Annotated in this window: 24 protein-coding genes; 23 read left to right on the top strand and 1 reads right to left on the bottom strand. The window is 36.2% G+C overall.

The genetic code is table 11. The features are described 5' to 3' along the window. Positions 1–9 precede the first annotated feature (9 nt). Positions 10–882, bottom strand: a complete 873-nt coding sequence (locus MKY08_RS21065) for a hypothetical protein (protein ID WP_069508219.1) — start codon at positions 880–882, stop codon at positions 10–12. Positions 883–1,094: 212 nt separating this feature from the next. Between MKY08_RS21065 and MKY08_RS21060 the strand changes: the two genes are divergently transcribed. The 23 genes from MKY08_RS21060 (at position 1,095) to MKY08_RS20950 (ending at position 23,138) form a co-directional block, all read left to right on the top strand. Further along, a complete protein-coding gene (locus tag MKY08_RS21060) occupies positions 1,095–2,687 on the top strand; it encodes an ABC transporter ATP-binding protein (RefSeq protein ID WP_069508217.1) in 1,593 nt (530 codons plus the stop codon). Further along, positions 2,680–3,423, top strand: a complete 744-nt coding sequence (locus MKY08_RS21055; protein WP_069508215.1) for a S41 family peptidase — start codon at positions 2,680–2,682, stop codon at positions 3,421–3,423. The genes MKY08_RS21060 and MKY08_RS21055 overlap by 8 nt, the downstream gene beginning before the upstream one ends. A 35-nt stretch (positions 3,424–3,458) precedes the next feature. Next, a complete protein-coding gene (locus MKY08_RS21050) occupies positions 3,459–3,584 on the top strand; it encodes a hypothetical protein (RefSeq protein WP_255702602.1) in 126 nt (41 codons plus the stop codon). 32 nt (positions 3,585–3,616) lie between these two features. Next, a complete protein-coding gene (locus tag MKY08_RS21045; protein WP_255702602.1) occupies positions 3,617–3,742 on the top strand; it encodes a hypothetical protein in 126 nt (41 codons plus the stop codon). 32 nt (positions 3,743–3,774) lie between these two features. Next, positions 3,775–3,900 carry a hypothetical protein gene (locus MKY08_RS21040; protein ID WP_255702602.1) on the top strand — a complete coding sequence of 42 codons (126 nt, stop codon included), beginning with the start codon at positions 3,775–3,777 and terminating at the stop codon, positions 3,898–3,900. A gap of 32 nt (positions 3,901–3,932) precedes the next feature. Beyond that, on the top strand, positions 3,933–4,058 hold the full coding sequence (locus tag MKY08_RS21035; RefSeq protein WP_255702602.1) for a hypothetical protein: 126 nt from the start codon (positions 3,933–3,935) through the stop codon (positions 4,056–4,058). A 32-nt stretch (positions 4,059–4,090) separates the two neighbouring features. Next, positions 4,091–4,216, top strand: coding sequence for a hypothetical protein (locus tag MKY08_RS21030; RefSeq protein ID WP_255702602.1), 126 nt, complete (start codon positions 4,091–4,093; stop codon positions 4,214–4,216). Positions 4,217–4,503: 287 nt separating this feature from the next. Beyond that, positions 4,504–4,752: a hypothetical protein gene (locus tag MKY08_RS21025; protein WP_069508213.1), complete on the top strand. Its 249-nt coding sequence runs from the start codon at positions 4,504–4,506 to the stop codon at positions 4,750–4,752. A gap of 8 nt (positions 4,753–4,760) precedes the next feature. Further along, positions 4,761–5,642 carry a hypothetical protein gene (locus MKY08_RS21020; protein ID WP_069508211.1) on the top strand — a complete coding sequence of 294 codons (882 nt, stop codon included), beginning with the start codon at positions 4,761–4,763 and terminating at the stop codon, positions 5,640–5,642. 605 nt (positions 5,643–6,247) lie between these two features. Further along, a complete protein-coding gene (locus MKY08_RS21015) occupies positions 6,248–7,237 on the top strand; it encodes an iron-siderophore ABC transporter substrate-binding protein (protein ID WP_069508298.1) in 990 nt (329 codons plus the stop codon). A gap of 173 nt (positions 7,238–7,410) precedes the next feature. Next, positions 7,411–8,427: an iron ABC transporter permease gene (locus MKY08_RS21010; RefSeq protein ID WP_069508205.1), complete on the top strand. Its 1,017-nt coding sequence runs from the start codon at positions 7,411–7,413 to the stop codon at positions 8,425–8,427. Further along, positions 8,420–9,460: an iron ABC transporter permease gene (locus MKY08_RS21005; protein ID WP_069508203.1), complete on the top strand. Its 1,041-nt coding sequence runs from the start codon at positions 8,420–8,422 to the stop codon at positions 9,458–9,460. The genes MKY08_RS21010 and MKY08_RS21005 overlap by 8 nt, the downstream gene beginning before the upstream one ends. Before the next feature lie 86 nt (positions 9,461–9,546). Beyond that, the gene (locus tag MKY08_RS21000) at positions 9,547–10,353 is read left to right on the top strand and encodes an ABC transporter ATP-binding protein (RefSeq protein ID WP_069508202.1); all 807 of its coding nucleotides are present in this window, start codon (positions 9,547–9,549) and stop codon (positions 10,351–10,353) included. A gap of 15 nt (positions 10,354–10,368) precedes the next feature. Next, on the top strand, positions 10,369–11,145 hold the full coding sequence (locus tag MKY08_RS20995) for an IucA/IucC family C-terminal-domain containing protein (protein WP_069508200.1): 777 nt from the start codon (positions 10,369–10,371) through the stop codon (positions 11,143–11,145). 302 nt (positions 11,146–11,447) lie between these two features. Further along, a complete protein-coding gene (locus MKY08_RS20990; RefSeq protein ID WP_069508199.1) occupies positions 11,448–12,449 on the top strand; it encodes a hypothetical protein in 1,002 nt (333 codons plus the stop codon). A gap of 7 nt (positions 12,450–12,456) precedes the next feature. Further along, a complete protein-coding gene (locus MKY08_RS20985) occupies positions 12,457–13,812 on the top strand; it encodes a diaminobutyrate--2-oxoglutarate transaminase (protein ID WP_069508197.1) in 1,356 nt (451 codons plus the stop codon). Next, complete coding sequence (locus MKY08_RS20980; RefSeq protein ID WP_069508195.1) at positions 13,806–15,218, top strand: MFS transporter; 1,413 nt, start codon at positions 13,806–13,808, stop codon at positions 15,216–15,218. Before MKY08_RS20985 ends, MKY08_RS20980 begins: the two co-directional genes overlap by 7 nt. Further along, positions 15,208–16,902 (top strand): IucA/IucC family protein, encoded by a 1,695-nt coding sequence (locus tag MKY08_RS20975; protein ID WP_069508294.1) that lies wholly within the window; start codon positions 15,208–15,210, stop codon positions 16,900–16,902. The genes MKY08_RS20980 and MKY08_RS20975 overlap by 11 nt, the downstream gene beginning before the upstream one ends. Next, on the top strand, positions 16,868–18,661 hold the full coding sequence (locus MKY08_RS20970) for an IucA/IucC family protein (protein ID WP_069508193.1): 1,794 nt from the start codon (positions 16,868–16,870) through the stop codon (positions 18,659–18,661). Before MKY08_RS20975 ends, MKY08_RS20970 begins: the two co-directional genes overlap by 35 nt. Beyond that, entirely contained in the window at positions 18,648–19,430 is a 783-nt protein-coding gene (locus tag MKY08_RS20965; RefSeq protein WP_069508191.1) for an aldolase/citrate lyase family protein, read from the top strand. Before MKY08_RS20970 ends, MKY08_RS20965 begins: the two co-directional genes overlap by 14 nt. Beyond that, positions 19,423–20,640, top strand: a complete 1,218-nt coding sequence (locus MKY08_RS20960) for a type III PLP-dependent enzyme (RefSeq protein ID WP_069508189.1) — start codon at positions 19,423–19,425, stop codon at positions 20,638–20,640. The genes MKY08_RS20965 and MKY08_RS20960 overlap by 8 nt, the downstream gene beginning before the upstream one ends. Then, a complete protein-coding gene (locus MKY08_RS20955) occupies positions 20,637–22,460 on the top strand; it encodes an IucA/IucC family protein (protein ID WP_069508187.1) in 1,824 nt (607 codons plus the stop codon). The genes MKY08_RS20960 and MKY08_RS20955 overlap by 4 nt, the downstream gene beginning before the upstream one ends. A gap of 114 nt (positions 22,461–22,574) precedes the next feature. After that, the gene (locus tag MKY08_RS20950; protein ID WP_069508185.1) at positions 22,575–23,138 is read left to right on the top strand and encodes a cupin domain-containing protein; all 564 of its coding nucleotides are present in this window, start codon (positions 22,575–22,577) and stop codon (positions 23,136–23,138) included. Positions 23,139–23,368 lie beyond the last annotated feature (230 nt).

Here is a 23,368-nt window from a genome sequence, read left to right as displayed (position 1 = left end):
TCAATTGAGTTATGTTTTTGAAGAATGGACTTTCTCTAATCCGCTATGCTCAAGTATGAAATCCAGCATTCGATTAAACATAACTTCATGTTCGCGGGCTTCTATATGCCCAACAAACTCAATTGTTTTTATTACTTCTGAAATGGAATTTTGATCTTTGTGTATTGTGATGTTATAAAACCCTTTAAATATTTTGAACAGTGCTTTTTCAAAGAAATCACTATCATTTAGTTGTATGGTGTTTAATAAATCAATCCATTTAGTAGTGTAAAATGAATCTTTTTGTTCAAAGGCTAAAATTAATGCATTGACTACAAGTCGAAAGCCTTCATTTCCATAAGGTCGAGTCTGACTGTATTTATTAAACCTTTGAATACAACGTATAAGAATAGCATCGATTAATTCTAATGAAAAAACATACATACTATTTGTAAATAGTACTAATTCATAATGAGTCCAAAATTCAGTGCTGATTAAATACTTAAATAAACTGCTTTTTTTGCCATCAATATCTTGCCCCAACAACCTACAAATCCTGAAATTCAGAAGATCGGTCATATGTTCATGTTTTAAACCAGTAAAATCTGCCTCTAGTTTCTTCCTTAAAGAGCGCAATTCTTGAATATCCTGCACCCTATATGCTCTAGATAATTCTTTTAAAAAGCAAACTACTTTATCACTCGCATAGTTGCTATGAATTAAGAAAAACTCATTAGGAGAAATATGCAATCTATCCATAAATAAGGATAGATTATGGATACTAGTATCCGTTTGACCGCTGGCAAAACGATGATAAGCAGCTCGGGTCACTATGCCATCACAAAGATCCTTTATTTTAATCTTTTTACCTTCTCTTATCATTTCAATTGTAGGACCAAACATAGTAAAACCTCCTAAAATGTATATATTTGTATACATTTTACCATTCAATCAATTTATTTCTCTATTATCAGACATATAAACAACAGCGTTTATTCGATTTGAGAATACAGTTTAAGTTGAAGGGAGGTTTTGTAAAATGGGTGGATGGATTGATATTTTCTACGTAATTACTCTATTTATTTTTTAATGAGTAGGCTAGGAGGGACTTGGGGTTGAAAAAATCTATTATTTTTGGAATAAAAAATAGAAATACTTTCCTTTTGATTTCTATTTTAATTGTTTCAACATTAATGGGGACAATTATCCAATTTATTAAAGGAGATTTATTTCAAGGAGCACTTGATCAAAATTTAGATAAAGTCTCTACGTATATTTTGATTTTCGGGGTTTTAATTTTAATAGAGGTGCTATTTTACTTTTTAGAATGGAAGTACGAAAATCATTTAATTAGAAACACTTTTGCAAAACTTAAAAATTCAATTATTAACAACGTATTAAAGACAAGAGACTTTTCAAATATAAAGGTGAAAAATGAAAGTAACTTAAATGCGTTAACGAATGTTGTGGATAGTTTAGAGTATCAATATTATAGAAGTTCTTTTGATGCTATTTACTTAACGCTAAGGATCGTTTTCGTTACAACGTCTTTACTTATTATTAATATCTATATTGGCTTGGTTGTAATTGCTTTTATGTTTTTGCCTTTATTGGTAACTAAATTATTCAAAGATAAACTGGCGAATCTTGAAAAAAGCTTTTTAAACCAAAAAGGGGATAACCTCAGCTTTTTTAAAAATCTATTAGATAATCTAAAGTACGTAAGAATTTTAAATGCTGATGCCCTTTTTCGAAATAGGTCTAGAAATGAAATTAATAAAGAAAGAGATGCGGGGTTAAAAACGGAGAATTATAGAATTACATTAAATACGATGTATTCCTTGCTATCATATTCTTCTCATTTCTTAATTCTAGCGATATCGGTTTTATTAATTATTAAAGGTCATATTACTCCTGGTGTTACGATTACCCTTTTAGGTTTAGTAGAGCAATTAAGTATGCCGATTTTATCGCTATCAAGGAGTATAAATAATATAAACAGCACGAAAAAACTAAGAGAAGATATTAACTCCATTATCTGTGTAGAAACAGATAATCTTGAAACAGCGATTAGCTATAATAACGCAATTACTACTAAAAAATTATCCTTTAAATTTGATAATACGGTTTTCAACTATAATGATGTAACTTTCCAAAAAAACAACACACATATTATTACAGGGCAAAGTGGTTTAGGCAAATCTATATTTTTAGAATCCATACTGGGATTATTAAAGAGCAACCATACTGGGGAAATTTGTTATGACAACAATAGTCTTAAGGTTGATAGTAATCCATTTAAAGATATTATGTACGTCATGACGGACAACAATCTTTTTGATGGTTCACCTATATTTAATATTTTATTGAGAGATGAGTATAGTGAAGAAGAACTTAATTATATGAAGAAGTTCTTGTCAGAAGAGAAACTTTTAAGTGAAGACGTAACAAAACTCTCTAGTGGTGAAAAGAGAAGATTGCTTATTTTAAGAGGATTAATGTCAGATAAATCGACTTTAATTTTTGATGAACCTACTTCTAATCTTGATAGTTTTAATAGTCAAATATTTTGGGATGAGCTGTTAAATATAAAAGATAAAACAATCATTGTTGTTTCGCACAACACACCCGAGGATATCTACGACAAATTTGATATAAAATACGATTTTACAAGTTATGTCGATAAGGAGTCTGTGGCATATGTCTAAAGTAATCACGATAGAGGAAGAAACTTTGGAAAAAATTTTCGAAAAATTCGGAATTATAATCCAAAAAAGTGATTCTAAAATATCCATAATAGATATTTATCCGCCATTACCGAAAGAGATCCAATCCAATACGATTGTAAAAGCTAACGGTAAAGCACCAGATGTTAGTAGTAATTGGGCAATTGGGGAAAACATAGTGGAGTTTGATAATGGTAGTCAGTGGATTTTAACTTTAGAAGACTTCGATTGGAGCCAGATTGTGTACGAAAATTTTACTAGTAATAATCACTTGTTTTTACAATGTATTAGTTTTGATGTCATTCCAAAATTAGATGAACAAATCTTTAAGAAAAATATAGTGGTCGATTTAAGAGTTAATTTCGGCGGGGAATTGCAGAAGATGATTAATTACTATAATTGGTTTGTTCACACATGTAAGAAATATTCAATTGCTCATATCTATATACTCGTCTCAAATTCAACATGTAGCTCTGCAGAGTTATTTGCGGATAAATTCAAGGATGACAAAAATACCACAATTATTGGTAGTAAGACTTATGGAAAAGAGTATATCTATAAACAAATTACCGCGCCCAATAAAAAAGTTCTTATACCTATATCGAAAATAGAAACTGATTTTAATATCGATATTCCTTTTGATTTCAATTATTACTATGCCATTAAAAGCATGGCTAACACCCGCAGCTACAAGCCCCCTGAAATAATGATGCTTTAGTTATCAATGAGAACAATTAAAGGAGGTGAACATAGATGAAAAAATGGATTAGCCCAAAAATGGACGCATTACAAATTACAAAGTTTGATAATAAAATTTTATCAATCGAATCAGCATTATACGCAAGCAGTGGACATCGTGGGGAGCTTACACGTAACTAATAGCCCGCAAAATTATAAGGAGGTGAAGGCAGATGAAAAAATGGATTAGCCCAAAAATGGACGCACTACAAATTACGAAATTCGATAATAAAATTTTATCAATCGAATCAGCACTATATGCAAGCAGTGGACACCGTGGAGAGCTTACACGTAACTAATAGCCAGCAAAAATATAAGGAGGTGAAGACAGATGAAAAAATGGATTAGCCCAAAAATGGACGCATTACAAATCACGAAATTCGATAATAAAATTTTATCAATCGAATCAGCATTATACGCAAGCAGTGGTCACCGTGGAGAGCTTACACGTAACTAATAGCTCGCAAAATGATAAGGAGGTGAACATAGATGAAAAAATGGATTAGCCCAAAAATGGACGCATTACAAATCACAAAGTTTGATAATAAAATTTTATCAATCGAATCAGCATTATACGCAAGCAGTGGACACCGTGGGGAGCTTACACGTAACTAATAGTTCGCAAAAATACAAGGAGGTGGAGACAGATGAAAAAATGGATTAGCCCAAAAATGGACGCATTACAAATCACAAAATTCGATAATAAAATTTTATCAATCGAATCAGCATTATACGCAAGCAGTGGACACCGTGGGGAACTGACACGTAACTAATTTTTATAATTTAGCTGATTTGAAGAGGTGATCAGATGAAGAAATGGATTTGTCCTAAAATAAAGGCTTTATCAGTCAAAAAGTTTGATAATAGGATGTCGTCAATTGAATCTTCTCTATACGCAAGCAATAGTAGTGGTCACCATGGGGAGCTTACAAGAAATTAATGTTATTAAGAAGTGGCTGTGTTAAAGGTTATTGATGATTTTAGTCTGGAGAATAAGTATTCAACCAACCTAAATACATACGTTTAACACAGCCTAATATCAAAAAAGTGAGGGATTAAGATGAAAAACTATGAGTATATTGAAACTGGCAATACAGCGGTAGTAGATATTGATGGGAAAGATCCAGTATTTTTAAATGAAACGGCATCATCAATCATTAAAATGCATATTAACGGAACATCACTTGCAGACATAAAAAATAAGCTAATGAAAGAATACTCTATTCCTGAAGGCGATTTAAGTGAGTTTGAACAGCAAGTTGAGGTAACAATTAAGGACTTTGAAAATATGTTAGAAAGTGATGCGTGAGTCGATTGATGTTGGAGCGTTTAAAGATTAATTTTAACTTTTTCGGTGATGTAATAAATATAGAGAGTAATGATTCGTATTTATTGAAACAATTAGCATATATTTATAGAGAGTACGTAAATAATGATACGACAACATCAATTGCTTATTATATTAAAATTGAGAATCGTTCCTCTTATAACATTATGGTCAGTGATATGTTATCAAATGATAAACTAGTCATTCTTCACGGACCAGATGAAAATTCACTTGAAAAGTGGGTTGAAGAGGCTACATTTCTCCCGCCTATTACAGTACCCTTCTTTAGAAATAAGTATTCATTTTTTCATGGTTGTGCAATTAGGGTTAATAATAAAACAATTGCCATTTTTGGCCCTAGTCGCTCTGGTAAGACGACATTAATAATGGAATTATTGGAATATGGTCACAGTTTAATTAGTGATGATTTATTAGTTATTGATAATGAAACAGGAGAGATTCTGCCTTTTAAAAAACCGATAGGCCTTAGAAATACAACAAAAGAGTATTATGAAGATAAGTTTAAACAGATAGTTGAAAAAATTCCTAGTGAAATGCCAACGTTTCATATCGAGGAAACAGGTTTAACGACAGAGTTAATTCATATTAGCGATGTTCCTGGTTGGAAGTATTATGATAATGTCAGTAAAATTGATTCAATATTTTTTGTAGACAAGCATACGCAATTAATAGATAAGCCATATGATTTTTTTGAGTTAATTAGTAATCAGGCTTGTTTAGCTGATAACCCTTTTAAAACAGTATTAAAGATCTTTAAGAACTTAAATACTACCTCTATGAGATTGAATATTCGCGACCTTAATGTGAGCGCTCAAATTTTACGAAGCATTGAGGATAAATGCTTAAGTTAATAGGTTAAATATATAAAGCATTGGATAATAAAATTCCCAATGCTCTTTTTTTATCTAAAATTATAGATGATTCTTTTTTTAGCTATGTAGTCATTAAATAAAATAGAGAGCCTTTTGTAAAACGAAGGGAGAAGAAGAGATGCATCTCTTTATAGAGAATATAAAAGATATCACTTTTTTAATAATCTTACTTTCTAGTTTTATTTACCGACGACAACTTAAATTAACGAAGTGGAAACGAAAGCTTACTAAAGGTGAAATGGTGATGTATTTTCTTTTATCTATCGCACTTCCTATTTATGGGGTTATCTATTGTGTGCAGCTTTTTGCAACATAGCAATGATGTATAGGAAAAGGACAATAAAAGTAGCTGGAGAGAAACATGTCTGTTTTTCTTCGGCTACTTATTTTTCTGCCTTTTTTTCATTACGGTTTTTCAATAATACATACTAAAGGAAAAAATAAACATCCTAAATATTCTAAAAAATATATTGAAATTCATGCTTTACAAATTTATAATGATAATGATTATCATTATCGGTCGTTTAATTATTTGATTGGAGGAAATTATAGTGAACTCTATTAAATTTATAAGCTTTAGAAAGATGGTCATGTTTTTAGTGTTGTTATTTGCATTGGTGTTAGTCGGATGTGGAAATAAGGAATCTGAAGATGCTTCGAATGCGGATGACAATAATACAACGCAAGAAAGTAGTACTGACAATAATAGTACTGAAAATAGCAGTCGAGAAGTGACACATTCCTTAGGTACAACAACAATCGAAGGGACACCTACGAAAATCGTTACGCTTTATCAAGGTGCTACGGATGTTGCTGTAGCGATGGGCATCAAACCTGTAGGAGTTGTAGAATCTTGGGCAGATACACCATATTATGAGTATTTACAAAAGGACTTAGAAGGTATTCCTCTTTTAGGGGAAGAAACACAGCCTAACTTAGAGGAAATTGCAAAACTTCAGCCGGATTTAATTATTGCTTCGAAAAATCGTCATGAGGAAATTTATGAACAATTATCACAAATCGCACCGACAGTTGTGCACCAAGATGTATTTGATTTTAAAGGGACAATCAATTTAATCGGAGAGTCGACTGGTAAAGAAGATAAAGCAAAAGAACTACTTGGAGCATGGGAAAGTCGTGTAGCTGATTTCCAAACAAAAATTAAAGATAAGCTAGGGGATAAATGGCCAATTAGTGCTTCGGTTGTCAATTTTAGAGCTGACCACGCACGTGTTTATCCAGCCGGTTATGCAGGTGAAATTTTAACAGAGCTTGGCTTTAAAGGACCAAAAAATATAACGGAAAATCCGCTACCTATCGTTTTAAGGTTTACAGATAAAGAAAGCATTCCACAAATGGATGCGGATGTCATTTATATGTTTTATATCGAGGATGAAGCAACGAAAAAAACATTAGAAGAATGGACAAGCCATCCATTATGGAAAGAGCTTGAAGCGGTTAAAAATGACCAAGTATATCGTGTGGAAGAGGTGTACTGGAATTTTGCAGGTGGTATTTTAAGTGCAAATATTATGTTGGATGATATTTATAACAGATTTGAGCTAGAAAAGTAAGAAAGCAGATATAGTCGATTAAAGTATTGCAAGGATTTCAATTCTTTGTATCAAAGGGGGCTCTAAAGTGATGAGCCCCTTCATTTCTAAACAATGCTTCATCTATTGTATATGGGAAGATGCAAGAGGTGGCTAGAAGAAGACATAAATAAGGTTAAGAAAGTAGGAGTTCAATGCAAAATTTGCTTACCAGTGCCTCAATGAAAAAAAGTGTTTTTATTATTTGTTGTGTGTTGCTGATAATGGCATTTATGTTAAGTGTAGCTCTTGGTCAAACATCAATACCATTTCGATTAGTGTATGATGCTTTTTTCAACTATGATGCATTAAATGCGGAGCATGTAATCATTCGAACATCTCGTTTCACTAGAGCTGTTGTTGCTACCGTAGTCGGAGCAAGTCTTGCAATAGCAGGGGCTTTAATGCGTGCTTTGACGAGAAATCCTTTAGCCGCACCAGATATTTTAGGTGTTAACGCAGGCGCATTATTTTTTATTGTTTGTGCAATTACATTTTTTTCTATGGACTCGTTAATCCATTATATGTGGGTTGCTTTTTTAGGAGCTGGTGTTGCGGGTGTTCTTGTTTTTTTCTTAGGGTCTTTAGGAAGAGACGGCTTAACGCCAATCAAAATTGTGCTAGCAGGTGCTGCTATTTCGGCATTGTTTGTCTCGTTTACACAGGGATTGTTGGTGATTGATGAGCAGGGTATACAAAGTGTGCTTTTTTGGCTTGCGGGTTCTGTTTCAGGGAGAGATTTGAATATGTTACTACCTGTATTACCATTCATTGTAATAGGTAGTAGTGTGGCCTTTTTAATGGGGCGTTCCATCAATATTTTGCAGTCAGGAGATGATATTGCGAAAGGCTTAGGGCAACGCACGATTTTAACAAAGGTTGTTATGGGTATTATTGTTATCTTGCTTGCTGGGGGATCAGTCGCAGTTGCTGGCTCCATTGGCTTTATCGGCTTAATCGTGCCTCATATGGCGATGGGCTTAGTAGGTACAGATTATCGCTGGATAATTCCGTTTAGTGCAGTTATTGGTTCAACATTGCTACTGTTGGCAGATATTGCAGCTCGCTTTGTGATTATGCCGTTAGAAATGCCCATCGGTGTTATGACAGCATTTATTGGTGCACCCTTCTTCATTTATATAGCACGAAGGGGGTTAGCGAAAAATGCATAATTATATAACGGTAAGAACGAAATCAAATAAAATATCTTTTCAACTATCAAAAAAAGTAGCAATGGTTACTATTGTTCTTTGTATATTGCTTTGTGGCATGATTTTGCTTGCGCTTTCGGTAGGGAGTGATTTTATACATCCAGTGACTGTACTAAAGGAATTGTTTGGCTACGGTACAGGTGAATATTTATTTACAATCCAAACGTTACGACTCCCTAGAGTATTGCTTGCCGTGCTAGTTGGTATGGCGCTTGCTGTATCAGGGTTAATATTACAGGGCATTATTCGAAATCCTTTAGCTGCACCGGATATTATTGGTGTAACAAGTGGTGCATCAGTAGGTGCAATGTTATTTCTTACATATGCAACGGTGAGCATACACTACTTACCATTAGCGGCCATTATAGGAGCGGGAGTAGTATCGGCTATTATCTATCTGTTGTCTTGGAATAAGGGTGTCACGCCTATACGAATGGTGTTAATCGGTATTGGGATTTCGGCACTTACGAAAGGGATAGTGACAATGCTGATTGTCATGGGTGAAGAAGTACGCACAACAAGAGCTTATATATGGCTTACAGGTAGTTTGTATGGGGCAAATATGCAGGATGTTTACTTATTACTACCGTGGGTGATTGTTTTAAGTATCTTCACTTTTGTCATGGCAAGAGTCATCAGTGTAAAAGAATTAGGTGATGATGTTGCAGTAGGTGTAGGGGTACGGGTACAAGTTTACCGATTATTGTTCTTGTTGATTAGTGTTATGTTAGCTGGCACTGCCGTTGCCTTTGTAGGAGGAATAGCATTCGTCGGATTAGTAGCACCTCATATTAGTAGAATGCTGGTGGGCCGTTCATTTGCCGCACTTATTCCGATTTCTGCAATGGTCGGAGCCATTATCGTAATTTTTGCAGACATTGTTGGTCGTACACTATTTTTGCCAAAAGATTTACCAGCAGGTGTATTTACTGCTGCAATTGGTGCGCCATTTTTTATTTATTTACTGTTCCGTACAAGAAATCAACATTCATAATACGTTTAGAAATGAACGATACATAAGGAACATTTTTATATAGATTCTTATGTAGCAGTACAATATGAGAAAGAGGTGTAACGATTTTGAATAATGTACTAGAGGCGAATGCATTAACAGTTACCTATGGGAATGCCAATATACTTGAGGATTTACATTTACAAGTACCAGAGGGGAAAATTACGGTTTTAGTTGGTGCAAATGGCTGTGGCAAGTCGACATTATTACGGACATTTGCACGCCTTATAAAACCGAAAGATGGACATGTATTATTAGACGGTGAAAAAATACGAGATTTATCGACAAAAGCAGTTGCAAAACGATTAGCGATATTGCCACAAGGACCAATAGCGCCTGAAGGTTTAACGGTTTTACAGTTGATTAAACAAGGTAGGTACCCGCATCAAAGCTGGATTAAGCAATGGTCTAAAGAAGATGAGCAGATTGTCAATCAAGCATTGGAAGCAACGCAGATGACACCATTTGCCAATAGCCCTGTTAATGCATTATCTGGAGGTCAACGCCAGAGGGCATGGATTGCGATGACATTGGCACAAAAGACAGACTTGATTTTATTGGATGAGCCAACAACTTATTTAGATATGGCACACCAAGTAGAAATTTTAGATTTATTGTTCGATTTAAATAGCAAAGAAAATCGTACAGTTGTTATGGTTTTGCATGACTTAAATTTAGCCTGTCGTTATGCGCATCATATCGTGGCTGTGCGCGATAAAAAAATTTATGCACAAGGAAGACCAGATGAGATTATAACAATTGATTTAGTAAAGGATGTATTTGGCATGGGTTGCACAATTATGAACGATCCTCTTTTTGGCACACCGTTATGTGTACCGCATGGAAAGGGCATCAAGTGCTGTCTTAGAGCTTAAGCAGGAGGAACTTTTATGTTACATGTACCGAATGATAACCGACTAACGCCGACAGATATTGCTATTCTGACAGAGAACTATCGTTTCACGGAGACAAATTTGCCCGCTTCGCCCTATTCAATCTCATCCAAGGATTTGCTGTGTGGAGAGCAGTGCCGTCAATATCTACAAACCATTTCGCCTATTTTTAATTCTACTTCTTTAATAATAACAGCTTCTTTATTTGGAAAGCGCTATAGCGTATTAACAATGGCGACACCTCTATTTGCCATGTCAATGCTCCAAAAGGGGATAAATATGTCGATTGACAATGTTCGTGTGGAGTCAAGCTATCAGGAAGATTTATGGCTCCCGAAAATAGCGCTGGTAGATGCACAAGTAATTCTACCAATAAGCAGAGCGGAATGGAGAGACCAAATCCTCCAATCGTTATTTGCTGATAATATGACAAAGGTATGGAAGGCGCTGTCGACTACTGCTAAAGTTTCAAAGGCGGTTTTATGGGAGCATGCGGCTATGTATGTGCACTGGTTTTATGAAACGCAATTTCGCCAAGGGGCAAGTGAAAGGGAAATCGCCTTTTTAGAAGAAGACTATCAATACATTATGACGGAAGCTCCAGGTGAAATTTTTGGCGAACGTAAAAATCCGTTTACGCGATATAATACGCCAAAAGTTATGACTAGAGGCACCGACAAGCCTATTAGACTACGTAAAACTTGCTGTTATTATTATTTAACCTCTGAAGAAGAACATGATTATTGTATATCATGCCCCAAAATGCCAACGTAAAATAAATGGTTTTCATCTCTATTGTAGAGTGAATGAAACTTTCCTTTCTTTAAAAGTCGATAATTGATGCTAAGGCACAAGAAAATGCCATGCCACCTTGTGCCCGTGCATTAATTATAGGAAGTAAGCGTTGAAATCCCCACATTGCTTGAATTTAAACCACGCATTAGTAGTAAGTGTTTCTTTTTCCTCCTAAATTGTGGATTATTTTTTAACATTAACTTGTAAATTGAAGCGTACATTGTTATTATATAATTGATAATGATAATCGTTCTCAATTATTTTTCGTGGGAGGAGTAGGTTTGACACAACAGCAAATAAGCAATTTACAAAATCAAATCATTATAAAGAAAGCACAGGAAATGGGCATAGTTTGTACACCATTACTTGCAGATTGTGAGGATTTTTTAGAACTATCTTATAAAGACAAAACAGTTATTATCAATAAATCAAGGTCTCATCAGTTGTTGTTGATAAGTGGATTGTTAGCACAAAATAAGGAAGCGACAAACAAATTATTAGCAAGGAATAAACTACCTATTACCGATACGCTTATTGTAGAGGAAGTTGGAGACCCAGCTATTCAATTTTTAACAAAGAATAAAACGGTTGTAGTGAAACCTATTAATGCTAAATGTAGTTTAGGTGTAACCATTGGCATTAAGACGCTAGAGCAATTAGAGCAAGCAGTGATAGTTGCTAAACAATATAGTCAAAAGATTATGCTTCAAAGATATGTAGTTGGACATGATTATCGCGTGTTAGTAATAGATGGTGAGATGATTGGTGTTTTAGAATACCGATCAGCTTTTATAGAAGGTGACGGCTATTCGACTATTCGTCAATTGCTAGAGGATTTAAATGATAAGCAATTGAAAAAAAACACGCTTGAGCCTGAAAATGATCAAGCAATCGAAGAAGAATCAATAGACTTGCAAAATATATTACATCGGAAGGGGCTTACGCTTGATGATGTTTTAGTAAAGGGTCAACAAGTAGAGTTATTTGTGGATGACAATATGTTAGTAACGGACTTTTATGATGTTATAACAGATCGCACAGCAGATATTTGTCCTGAAAATATTGAGATGGCGATTCGTGCAGCCAAAGCATTGCAAATTGACGTGGCAGGCATCGACATTCGATGTTTACATATTGATAAACCGTTAGATCAAACAAATGGCGTCATTTTAGAAGTAAATGCCTTGCCAGATTTGGTGGACCCCTCGAATTATTTTACAAAAAGCACGAAAAATGCAGCTGAATCATATTTAACCTATCTATTAGATATAGAAAAGGAGTAGTGACAACATGGCAACAGAGAATGTTCAAGAAGAATATTTGATGTTTCAAAAGGAGCGTGAATCCAATGCAAGAGCATATTCGCGACATTTCCCATTTATTTTACAAAAAGCGCAAGGTGTGGTTGTGACAGATGTAGAAGGCAAACAGTATTATGATTGTTTAGCTGGAGCGGGTACATTGGCCTTAGGGCATAATCATGATGTCATCATAGCAGCTATCAGGGAAGTATTGGATCAACAAATACCACTTCATACATTGGATTTAGCAACACCGTTAAAAATAGAATTTATGAAAGAAATCTTCTCTGTATTGCCAGAGGAAATGAAGCATACCGCAAAAATGCAATTTTGTGGCCCGACTGGAGCAGATGCGGTCGAAGCAGCTATTAAATTAGTGAAACATGCTACAAAAGGCAAATCTATTTTAGCTTTTCAAGGGGGATATCATGGCTCCACACAAGCGACAATGTCCATGAGCGGTAATCTATCTAAAAAACAGCATTTGCAAAGCTTACTGCCAGATGTACATTTTCTACCATTCCCTTATGAATTTAGATGCCCATTTGGTGTGGGAAATGGTATGACTGCAACGATTAGTGCACAATATATCGAGCATTTATTGGACGATTGTGAAAGTGGTGTAGCTAATCCATGCTGTGTAATTGTAGAAACGGTACAAGGAGAGGGAGGTGTTGTTCCAGCGGATGTAATATGGCTACAGCAATTGCGAAAAATAACTGCAGAACGAAATATCCCGTTAATTATTGACGAAGTACAAGCAGGGATAGGGAGGACTGGAAAGATGTTTTCATTTGAGCATGCAGGCATTATTCCTGATGTGATTATATGCTCAAAAGCGATTGGTGGTAGCTTACCAATGTCTGTCGTCATTTATCAGGAAGCTTTAGATCAATGGCAGGCAGGTGCGCATACAGGCACGTTCCGAGGAAACCAATTAGCAATGGCAACAGGATTAGCAACATTAAAATATGTGCGCGAACAGAGTGTATTGCAAAATGTTGAAGAAAGAAGTGCCCAATTTTTTGAAGGGTTGCATCAATTGCGACGACTATACAGTGAGATTGGTGATGTTCGTGGCAGAGGATTAATGATAGGTGTAGAAATTGTTAATCCTAATAAGCCGTTCGATCGTCTTGGACACTATCCTCCAGATGGCGAATTAGCCGCTATGATTCAAAAAAAATGCTTTGAAAATGGATTAATTATTGAAGTAGGTGGACGTAAGGGGGCAGTACTAAGATTTTTACCACCTCTTATCATAAATAAAACTGAAACAGAAAAAGTATTAGATATTTTTGCTGAATCTGTACAACAAGCGGTTGAGCTGTATGCATTATGTTAAACATTCAAGCTATGAAGAAACATTCAGCCTTACTTGCCGTTTTTATCGCTGCCTTTTCACTCGTACTTACAAATAGTTCCTTTAATATTTTATTACCGAGCTTTATGCAGCTATATGGCATTAGTGCAAGTTCGGCAGGTTGGGTCATTTTGGCATATCTATTATCAATGACCATTACTATGCCTCTCACACCATTAGTCGTAGACCGCTTAGGCAGAAAAAGGGCGTATATTGCTGGTGTTGCAATATACGGACTTTCTTCTATTATAGGTGGACTATTCGATCAATATGTTCAAGTGGTGTTGATTGTCCGCAGTCTTCATGGCATTGCAGGTGGCATCATGATTCCACTATCCCTCAGTTTATTGTTTGATGTTTACGAGAAAGAAGTACATGGACGAGTGGCGGGGATTTGGGGAATACAGCTAACAGTTGCGTCCATTATTGGTCCAACTGTTGGAGGGCTTATTATTCAATTTGGTCAATTACAATATCTATTTTGGCTGAATGTTCCTTTTGCAATTGTATCGTTGTGTTTATGTGCTACTCAAATTGATTCATATCAAGCTATGCGCAAAAAAGAGATGGATTTGTTCGGCATTATTTACATGGTACTAAGTATTTTACTGCTAAGTGTCAGCATTCAACTGCTTCTAAAGCAGGTTCTTCCTACTTGGCTATTAGTCATAATGCTAGTGGGTGGTTTGCTTTTATTGATGCGATTTATTCAGTTAGAAAATAAGAAAATCGAGCCGCTATTAAATTATAAGTTATTACAACGCAAAACAATCTTCGCCATCACGGTGCTAATTGCTGCAATACAAGATGTCGTGATGCTTGGGGCAGTTTTTGTATTACCACTACTATTTCAGGAAGTATATCAACTCCCATCTTCAGCAGTAGGTGCGATGTTCATTCCTACGGCCATTTTTACAAGTTTGTTTATGTGGTTGGGAGGACATTGGATGGATAAAGGGAAATCCAAAAATTTTATAGTAGTCGGCATCGTGATTGTCGCCATATCTATTATCTCCTTTTCCCTTTTACCAAAGTCTGTATCCATATTCGTATTGATTTTGTTGATGATTGGCAGGGGGATAGGCGGAGGTCTTTCGAATATGACTGTCACAACAATTGGTCTTCATACACTTTCGCAAGAGGAGTTACACGAAGGCTCAGCTTTAGCGAGTACGATTGAACGGTTTTCTTCGTCGTTTGCAGTCATGCTATTAACGATTTATTATGACTTCAGATGGAGCATGTTAATAAATGCAGGCCTTTCCGTAGCAGACGCAAAATGGATGGCAATTAAAGAGGAATGTGTGATTTTAGGGAGCATCATGTTGGTTACTGTTCCTTTTGTATTATATATAACAAGAAAGAGAGTTGACATTGGTGTTCATTAAAGAAAGTGCTTTGCAAAGTCATCATGAAAAGCAAGCAGCTATTTATAGTTGTAAGGTGTTGTTAAATTGTTATTTGCGAGAATGCTGTGAGAATCAAAGAAAGCTACTGAAGGTTAATAGACAGGATCATACATTTTCTCTACATTTTCAAGCAAGTCATGAAACGATTATTGGCAAGTTTACTTTTTATTCGCCAAATGGTGAGCATGAATATGCGTATTTTTCCTTGCAAAATGGCCAAGCTTTAAGCTTTACCTTCCTAGCTTCATTAATTGTTCAGGAATACTTGCAACACAATAAAGCCATCACATATGACCATGTACAAGATTTTATAGTTAGAGTGGAAAATAGTTATCGCAACATGGCTGTATTTTTGAAACATGCAACAAGCAACTTTATAAATGACTACTTATCTTCCGAACAATCACTTATATATGGTCATCCTTTTCATCCATATCCCAAAAATACTGTTGGCTTTACATCACGGGAAGTAGCAACCTATTGCCCTGAATTACGTACTTCCTTTCCGCTTTGTTATATTGCTGTTCGATATGATATCTTTCAAGAAACGTGGGTCACTGAAAGTGCAGCGCATGAATTTTTGCAAAAGTTTGAATACGATGTTCGCCAGCAATTAGAATTTGATGATGATAATTATCGCATATTGCCGATGCATCCTTGGCAATATGCTTATGTGCAAACGCTAGAGGCAGTGCAAGAATATGAAAGACAACAAAAAATTAGATTTTTAGGAAGTAGTGGTCCTATTTGTTATCCTACATCATCTGTTCGAACAGTCTATATTCCGCAATTTAAATGTAATTTGAAGCTGTCTCTGTCAATTCAAATTACCAATATGCTTAGGATTAATAGCCAAGAGCAAATGACAAGAACATTAGATGCGGCGCATTATTTGTCAGCACATGATTGTTTTATAGAAGAGCAATCTACAAAGGTTCTTTATGAGACAGGTGTCTGCACGTGCCGTTTTGAAGAGGAAGCCTTAACAGCTTTATTTACGATGGCGTATCGACCAATGGTGCTAGATGAAAAATCAACTTATGTTGTTGCTAGTTTAGTAGAAGCGCCCATTCAAGGGAAGCCTTGTCGACTTTATGAATGGTTGAAAGGGCAGAATGTGGAGCAATGGTTTCGACAATATATAACGATTTCTTTATTGCCCATTGTTAGACTCGCTGATAAAAAGGGCATTCACTTTGAAGCCCATTTACAAAATACGCTTATAACGCTTCGGGAAGGGAAACCACATATTTTTTGGATACGGGATTTAGAAGGCGTAAGTATCGAACAAGAAAAAGTAGATACACAGAGACAAGCACAAGGACCTTTGTTTTATGAAAAAAAACAGGCGTGGTCAAGGACAAAGTATTATTTCATGGTAAATCATCTAGGGTCATTTATACATGCGCTTGCTAGAGATTTTCAGTTAAGTGAAGCCCATTTTTGGCAAATTGTACGAGAAATGCTACTTGAAGAATGGGAACAAACACAGAATGAGCTAGTAGCCCATCTGTTAACGACATCTGTATTTTATGCTAAGAAAAATTTGTATAGCTGTTTAATTGGCAAAAGTGAAACACCAGAATATGTTGCAGTTAAAAATGCTATGTATAAGGGGAATGAAATGTATGAAATTGATGACAGCTTTCATGCCAGTAAGTGAAGCATCCTATAAGGCAGTACAGGAGCGATTGAAGTGCCAAACGTTAGAGGCATTGCTTTTTGAGGAAATTATTCCAGTAACGAAAAATGGAAAAGAGTATACCTTCCAAGGACTAAACGTTCAAGGAGAGACGATCCTTTATACATGTGAAGTAGTGGAAAAATGGTCATTCGGTCGAGTGAAAGTAAAACCATATTCCATTAAAAGAGACGGAGATGCCAGTGTCAGTATCTATACTTTTCTGGAAGAAGTCGTTCAGCAGACATTGGACGGTCAGCATACGAAGACATTTGTTCAGGAATTATTGGAGACCTTTGTGAAGGATAGTCAGGCAAAGAGCAGTCAGCCACCGTCAATACCAGTGGAAGATTTGCACTATGAGGCATTGGAAAGCCATATGATTGATGGTCATCCGTATCATCCAAGCTATAAATCCCGAGTAGGTTTTACTTTGGCAGATAATCATTTGTATGGTCCTGAATTTAATCAGGATATCGCGTTGACTTGGCTTGCTGTTCGTCGGCATTTTGTAGATATTGCCGTATTAGAACCAACTGCAATCAATGAGATGTATCAGCATCATTTACAGCCAGAGGAGTTAGCGCATTTTAAACAACAATTACGAGCGCAAATAGAGGAAGATGAACAAGCTTATGTTTTTCTCCCCGTTCATCCGTGGCAATTCGAACATATTATAGCGACAGTATTTTACCCACAAATAGCTGATAAGACGATTATTATATTAGGGAAATCGGATAGCTCATATCGAGCACAGCAATCCATTCGCTCGTTATCCAATCGCCATAGTGCACAAGCGAGTTATTTAAAATTACCTCTTAGCATTACAAATACATCTACTAGCCGTATTTTAGCGCATCATACGACACAAAATGCGCCTATTATTAGTGCTTGGCTAGATCGAGTCATTAAAAGTGATGAATACTTGAAAAATTGCCAGTTTGAAATTTTAAAAGAGACCATCGGGGTTTCTTTCCGCTATCAAAAATTATCTGTTATGCAATATGCAGTGGCTTATGGAACTTTAGGTGTAATCCATCGAGAAAATATTGCGCAATACTTGCAAGAAGATGAACAAGCTTGGCCTTTAAATGCATTGATGCATAAGCAAAAAAACGGCGAGGCGTTTATTCAGCAGGCGATTGCATTATATGGGGTAGAAAAATGGAGCCGAGCCTTAATCGAAACGGTTGTAACGCCAATTGTTCATTTACTCTATGTCCACGGAATTGCGTTAGAGTCTCATGCGCAAAATATTATTCTTGTTTTAAAAAATAATTTTCCACATCGAATTATTGTTAAGGACTTACATGATGGCGTGAGGTTTTGTTCTTCAGAGCTCCTTCATCCGGAATGGGAGCCAAAGTTAAATCCAGAGCCTGCCACACATCGGCAATTTAATCGTTATTCGTTTTTAAAAACGGCTAAAGCTTCGGAGGTAAGAGATTATACTTTTGATGCTTTCTTCTTTATCTGTATGACTGAACTTTGTTTTACGCTTGAGGAGTTTGGATTGCGGGAAGAGGATTTCTGGCGCATATGTACGGAAGTTATTTTAACTTATCAACAACAACACCCTCAATATAAAGAACGTTTTCAAACGTTTGATTTATTTGCTGCTGATGCTTTAATCGAGGAAATGACAAAAAGACGTATTTATGGAGATCAAACATTGTATTTTAGAAAGGCTCAAAATCCTTTATTACAGGCATTGGAGTTTTTGAAAAATGAAGAAAAATAAGTTGAAGGATAAAATAACACGTCAACAAACGGTGTATGGTTTATTTGTTTCGATTCCTCATCCAAGTGTAATCGAATTAATTGGTCACGCTGAATTTGATTTTGTCATTATTGATTTAGAGCATACGACGATTGATTTGGAAATATTGGAAAATATGATTCGTGCAGCAGAGCTACTCGATATAACCCCACTTGTAAGAATTGCAGAAATTGAACGCACTTCGCTATTAAAAGTATTGGATTGTGGGGCACAGGGTATTGTCATTCCACATGTAAGTTGCAAAGAGCAAGTCGAACAGGTTATTGAGTATAGTTATTATCATCCCATTGGGCACCGGAGTTTAAATAGTGGCCGCCCTGCTGCTTTTGCCAAAGAACCTTTAACTGAGTATATTGCTGCCGCCAATGAAGAAATTATGATTATTCCAATGATTGAAAGTATAGAAGGCATTCGCAATTGTAAGGATATTATATCACTACCACATGTCGGGTTTGTTTTGGAAGGAGCGGCGGATTTATCGCAATCGTTAGCCGTACCTTGGCAAATTGAACATCCCCAAGTGCAGAATGCTATTGAAGCGTTATATGACATTGTAAAAGCGTGTCATATACCGTATGCGACTGTTTCGAGAGAGAAGGATCAGCATCGACGGTGGGCTGAAAAAGGTGTCCGCATCTTTGTGCTAGGGGATGACCGAAATACAGCGTTTCGAGCATATCGACAAAAGAAGATGGACTATCAAAATATAACAGGAGGTCTATATGAGTGATTCGTTACTAGCTGTTATTCAATCATTAAATACTAATAAAACAGCGCCTGTTTGTGCTTATATTTACGACCTAGATGGTATTCAAGCACATGTAAAAAAATTGCTTCAAACTTTGCCAAAGCAAACATTTTTGTTTTATGCGATTAAAGCAAATCCAGATCAACGAATCATCAAAGCCCTTTTACCATATGTTCGTGGCTTTGAAGTCGCCTCCATCGGAGAATTAGAAAATGTTCGTGCAGTGTCCGAAGATGTACCAATCTTATTTGGCGGACCTGGAAAAAAGGATGCTGAATTGGAGATGGCTATACGTCAAAAGGTCACATATCTTCATGTCGAAAGTTTATTAGAATTGCGACGTATTCAAATGCTCGCACAAAAATTAAATAAAAAAGTCGATATTTTATTGCGTATAAATTTACGTACAAATGCACTTCCTGAAACAAAAATTACGATGGGAGGTACAGCCAGTCCATTTGGCTTGGACGAATCAGATATTCAACAAGCGGTTGCACTTGTACGACAAGACCCATTACAGCTTGTACAAATTAAAGGTTTCCATTTTCACTCATTATCCAATAATGTGCATGCGGCATTACATGTAGAAATGGTACGACTTTATGTGCAAAAAGCACTTGAATGGAAACGTTTGTATCAATTAGATGTGCAAGTACTGAATGCTGGGGGTGGATTTGGTGTTTCCTATAATGAAAATGAAGGACCATCTTTTGACTGGCAACAATTTACGTCCTTATTACAAGCTAGTAATATTTTGCAAGATTTAAATGGCATCCAACTCTTTTTTGAGCCTGGGAGATTTCTCGTTGCTGATTATGGCTTTTATGCTACAGAAATACTAGATATTAAACAGTCCCATCAACAGTTTTTTGCCGTTGTAAGAGGTGGCACACATCATAATAGATTGCCAGCCTCATGGGGACATAATCAACCATTTCGGCTTTATGCTAGTGAGACGTGGACGTATCCATTCCAACGACCTAGCTTGCACAATAAGAAGGTCCATCTTGTTGGGGAATTATGCACGCCAAAGGATCGATTGCATACAGATGCTTTTATGTCTTGCATTCGTGTAGGGGATATTGTCATCTTTGAAAAATCAGGTGCATATTGTTGGACAATTTCACATCATGATTTTCTTGGTCATCCTCATCCAGCATTTTATTATATCGAAGGAGGACATATCCAATGATTGTACAGCAAAGTGTATCAGCAAGTGACAGAGCTACACAAATTATTATGAAGGACTTAATGGATGCATTTTTAGTCGAACAGTTCTTTAACGGGGATACGTATTCAAAGCAATCCCTACAAGATGTAACGAAAGAAATAGGCGCTTTATTTGCACACTATCAATCACATGAGGTAGAGGTCTATATAGGAAACTTTTGCTTTCTTGTTGAAAAAAGCTTTAAGCAGGGTGAGCAATGGGTGCGTCATTCTCCTATTTATCGACAAGTGGCTGGGCAATGGCAGTTAATCGTTTCAATTGAAGAGCTTGCCACATCCATTTTGCAGACTAGTCTCTCTGCCAAAGCCTACCAGCATCCAGCAGTGGCAGATTTCTTAAAGGGCCTAATAGTAGCTGTTGAGCAATTAACATTGAGTATAGAACAAATGAATAATTATGATGCATCAGCTCCTCAAACAGCCTACCAATGGCATGTCAAAGGAGAGCTGATTGCTTCGTTTCGAGATCGTCCATTTCATCCACTTGCAAAGGCTAAGATAGGATTTTCAGCGCAAGATTATCAACAATATATGGCGGAATTTGATCAACCCATTTCGCTTCGTTGGGTCGCCATTCGTCATGATGTGATCGTAAAAGGTAATGAACAAACACCTATCCAATGTTTTGATTTACTTGAGGACAAGCAAAAGTATGAAATAACGCAAGAATTTGAACGACGAGGTTTACGGCAAAGTGAATACACGATGATGCCTGTGCATCCATGGCAGTTACAAAACATTATTTTAAAAGATTTTCAGCAGGAGCTAGCTGATGGAACGATGGTTATATTAACAGCAAAAGCAGGCGATTTGTGTGCCACTTCATCCTTCCGTTCTTTAGCTTTTAATCAACCGTCAAGCAGGATGCTAAAACTACCAGTAAGTGTACTCTCTTTAGGTGCATCGAGATATTTGCCTGTTGTTAAGTTGTTAAATGGTCTAGCAGGTGAAAAGTTGCTACGACAAGCCATTTCTTGCGACCCTATATTAACGGAAAAGGTTATTTTATGCGAAGAACAAAATTGGTGGGGGTATATGCCTGAAACAATGGGGCTTTTTGATGACCATCCCCGTCATCTAGCGGCGCAAATACGCATTTATCCAAAGCAGCTATTAGATGAGAACTATAAAATCATTCCTATGTCATCTTTAGCCGTAAATTTAAAAGGTCATCATTATTTAGATGAACTATTCGGCCAGCCTTTAACAAAACAGCAAGTAATTGATTTTTATACAGAAATGGTAACGATGTTTTATGAAATTGCCATGCGATTATTCAAAGTAGGGGTTTTGCCTGAAATACATGGTCAAAATTGCTGTCTGGTATTAAAAAATAATCAAATCCATCGTTTATTGTTCAGAGACCATGACTCCGTACGTCTTCATATGCCTTATTTAGAACGCCATAATATTCAAGATCCACAGTATTATATTCGACCAGGTTATTCCAACAGTTTATATAACGAAAGTGTGGAGAAGCTAATTTTTTATATCCAATCATTAGGGACACAAGTAAATTTAGCTTCCATTATGGAGGCACTTGCACAAGTATATTCTATTTCTGAGCGAACTTTATGGTATACGACGAAGCAGGCGTTAATGAAGGCTGTAACAGTTGTTGATATTCCAGCAGCAGATAAAGTAAGGTTATGGAAAGTTTTATTTGAGCAACAACAATGGCCAGTAAAACTGATTATTCGTCCGCTGTTAGAGGCGGATGGTGTGCCAGGGGCGATGCCTTCTGGAAAAGGGCAAGGGTATAATCCATTTTGGAATTTATAATGTGAATTATATTGCTCAAAATTGGTTGGGATTTTGCATATTCTCCTACGATTGGGTACATTCTGACAATAAGTTGCATAGAATAATTTTAGAATCTGTGAGAGGATTGAGAAAATGTACTATGCTCCTTATTATGCCAATATACCAATGTATAGCTATGGAAATCAGTCTGTTCACTGGCCTGCTCCATATGAAGTAGTACTACCGAATAGTGCCTATCCATATCAAGCTGTCAACGGAAATAACAGTCAAATGAGTACCGATTATGGGCAACAGCCTTTTGTTGTAAATATGGAGGAGGCAACGAAGCGGAACAATACGTACCGTACTGCTCTATGGACAGGAAGCCATTTGCAAATTACGTTAATGAGCCTCAATATTGGTGAGGATGTAGGTTTAGAAATGCATCCACATGTCGATCAGTTTGTCTATATTGAACAAGGGCATGGGACTGTACAAATGGGGTCGAGTAAAGAAAATTTAAGCTTTACACAAAATGTCCATGATGATTACGCGATCGTAATACCTGCTGGAACTTGGCATAATTTAACCAATATAGGGAATGTGCCATTAAAGCTGTTTTCAATCTATGCTCCTCCTAACCATCCATTAGGAACTGTCCATGCTACAAAGGCGGATGCAATGGCTTCGCATGGAGGCTATGGTCAACACAATTAATCACGATAATAATTTTTCATAGTAGAAGCAGAGTTGTTGATGTATAGCAGCTCTGCTTTTACTATGCCAAGCTTAAAATCAATTATTTGATGATATATTGACGAAATTAAAATTTACGTGTTATAATCATCTCGAATTCAAGATATATTAATTCGAGATAAAAATCGAATATGCAAATTATTCTTTTATTAGAAGTTTGAAGTAGCATGTAGTTAGAAAACATATACAAA

The sequence above is a fragment of the Lysinibacillus sp. FSL M8-0337 genome, from assembly GCF_038593855.1.
GTDB lineage: Bacteria > Bacillota > Bacilli > Bacillales_A > Planococcaceae > Lysinibacillus > Lysinibacillus sphaericus_D.
Note: the sequence above shows the minus strand (reverse complement) of the source record. Positions and strands in the feature narration are given on the sequence as shown.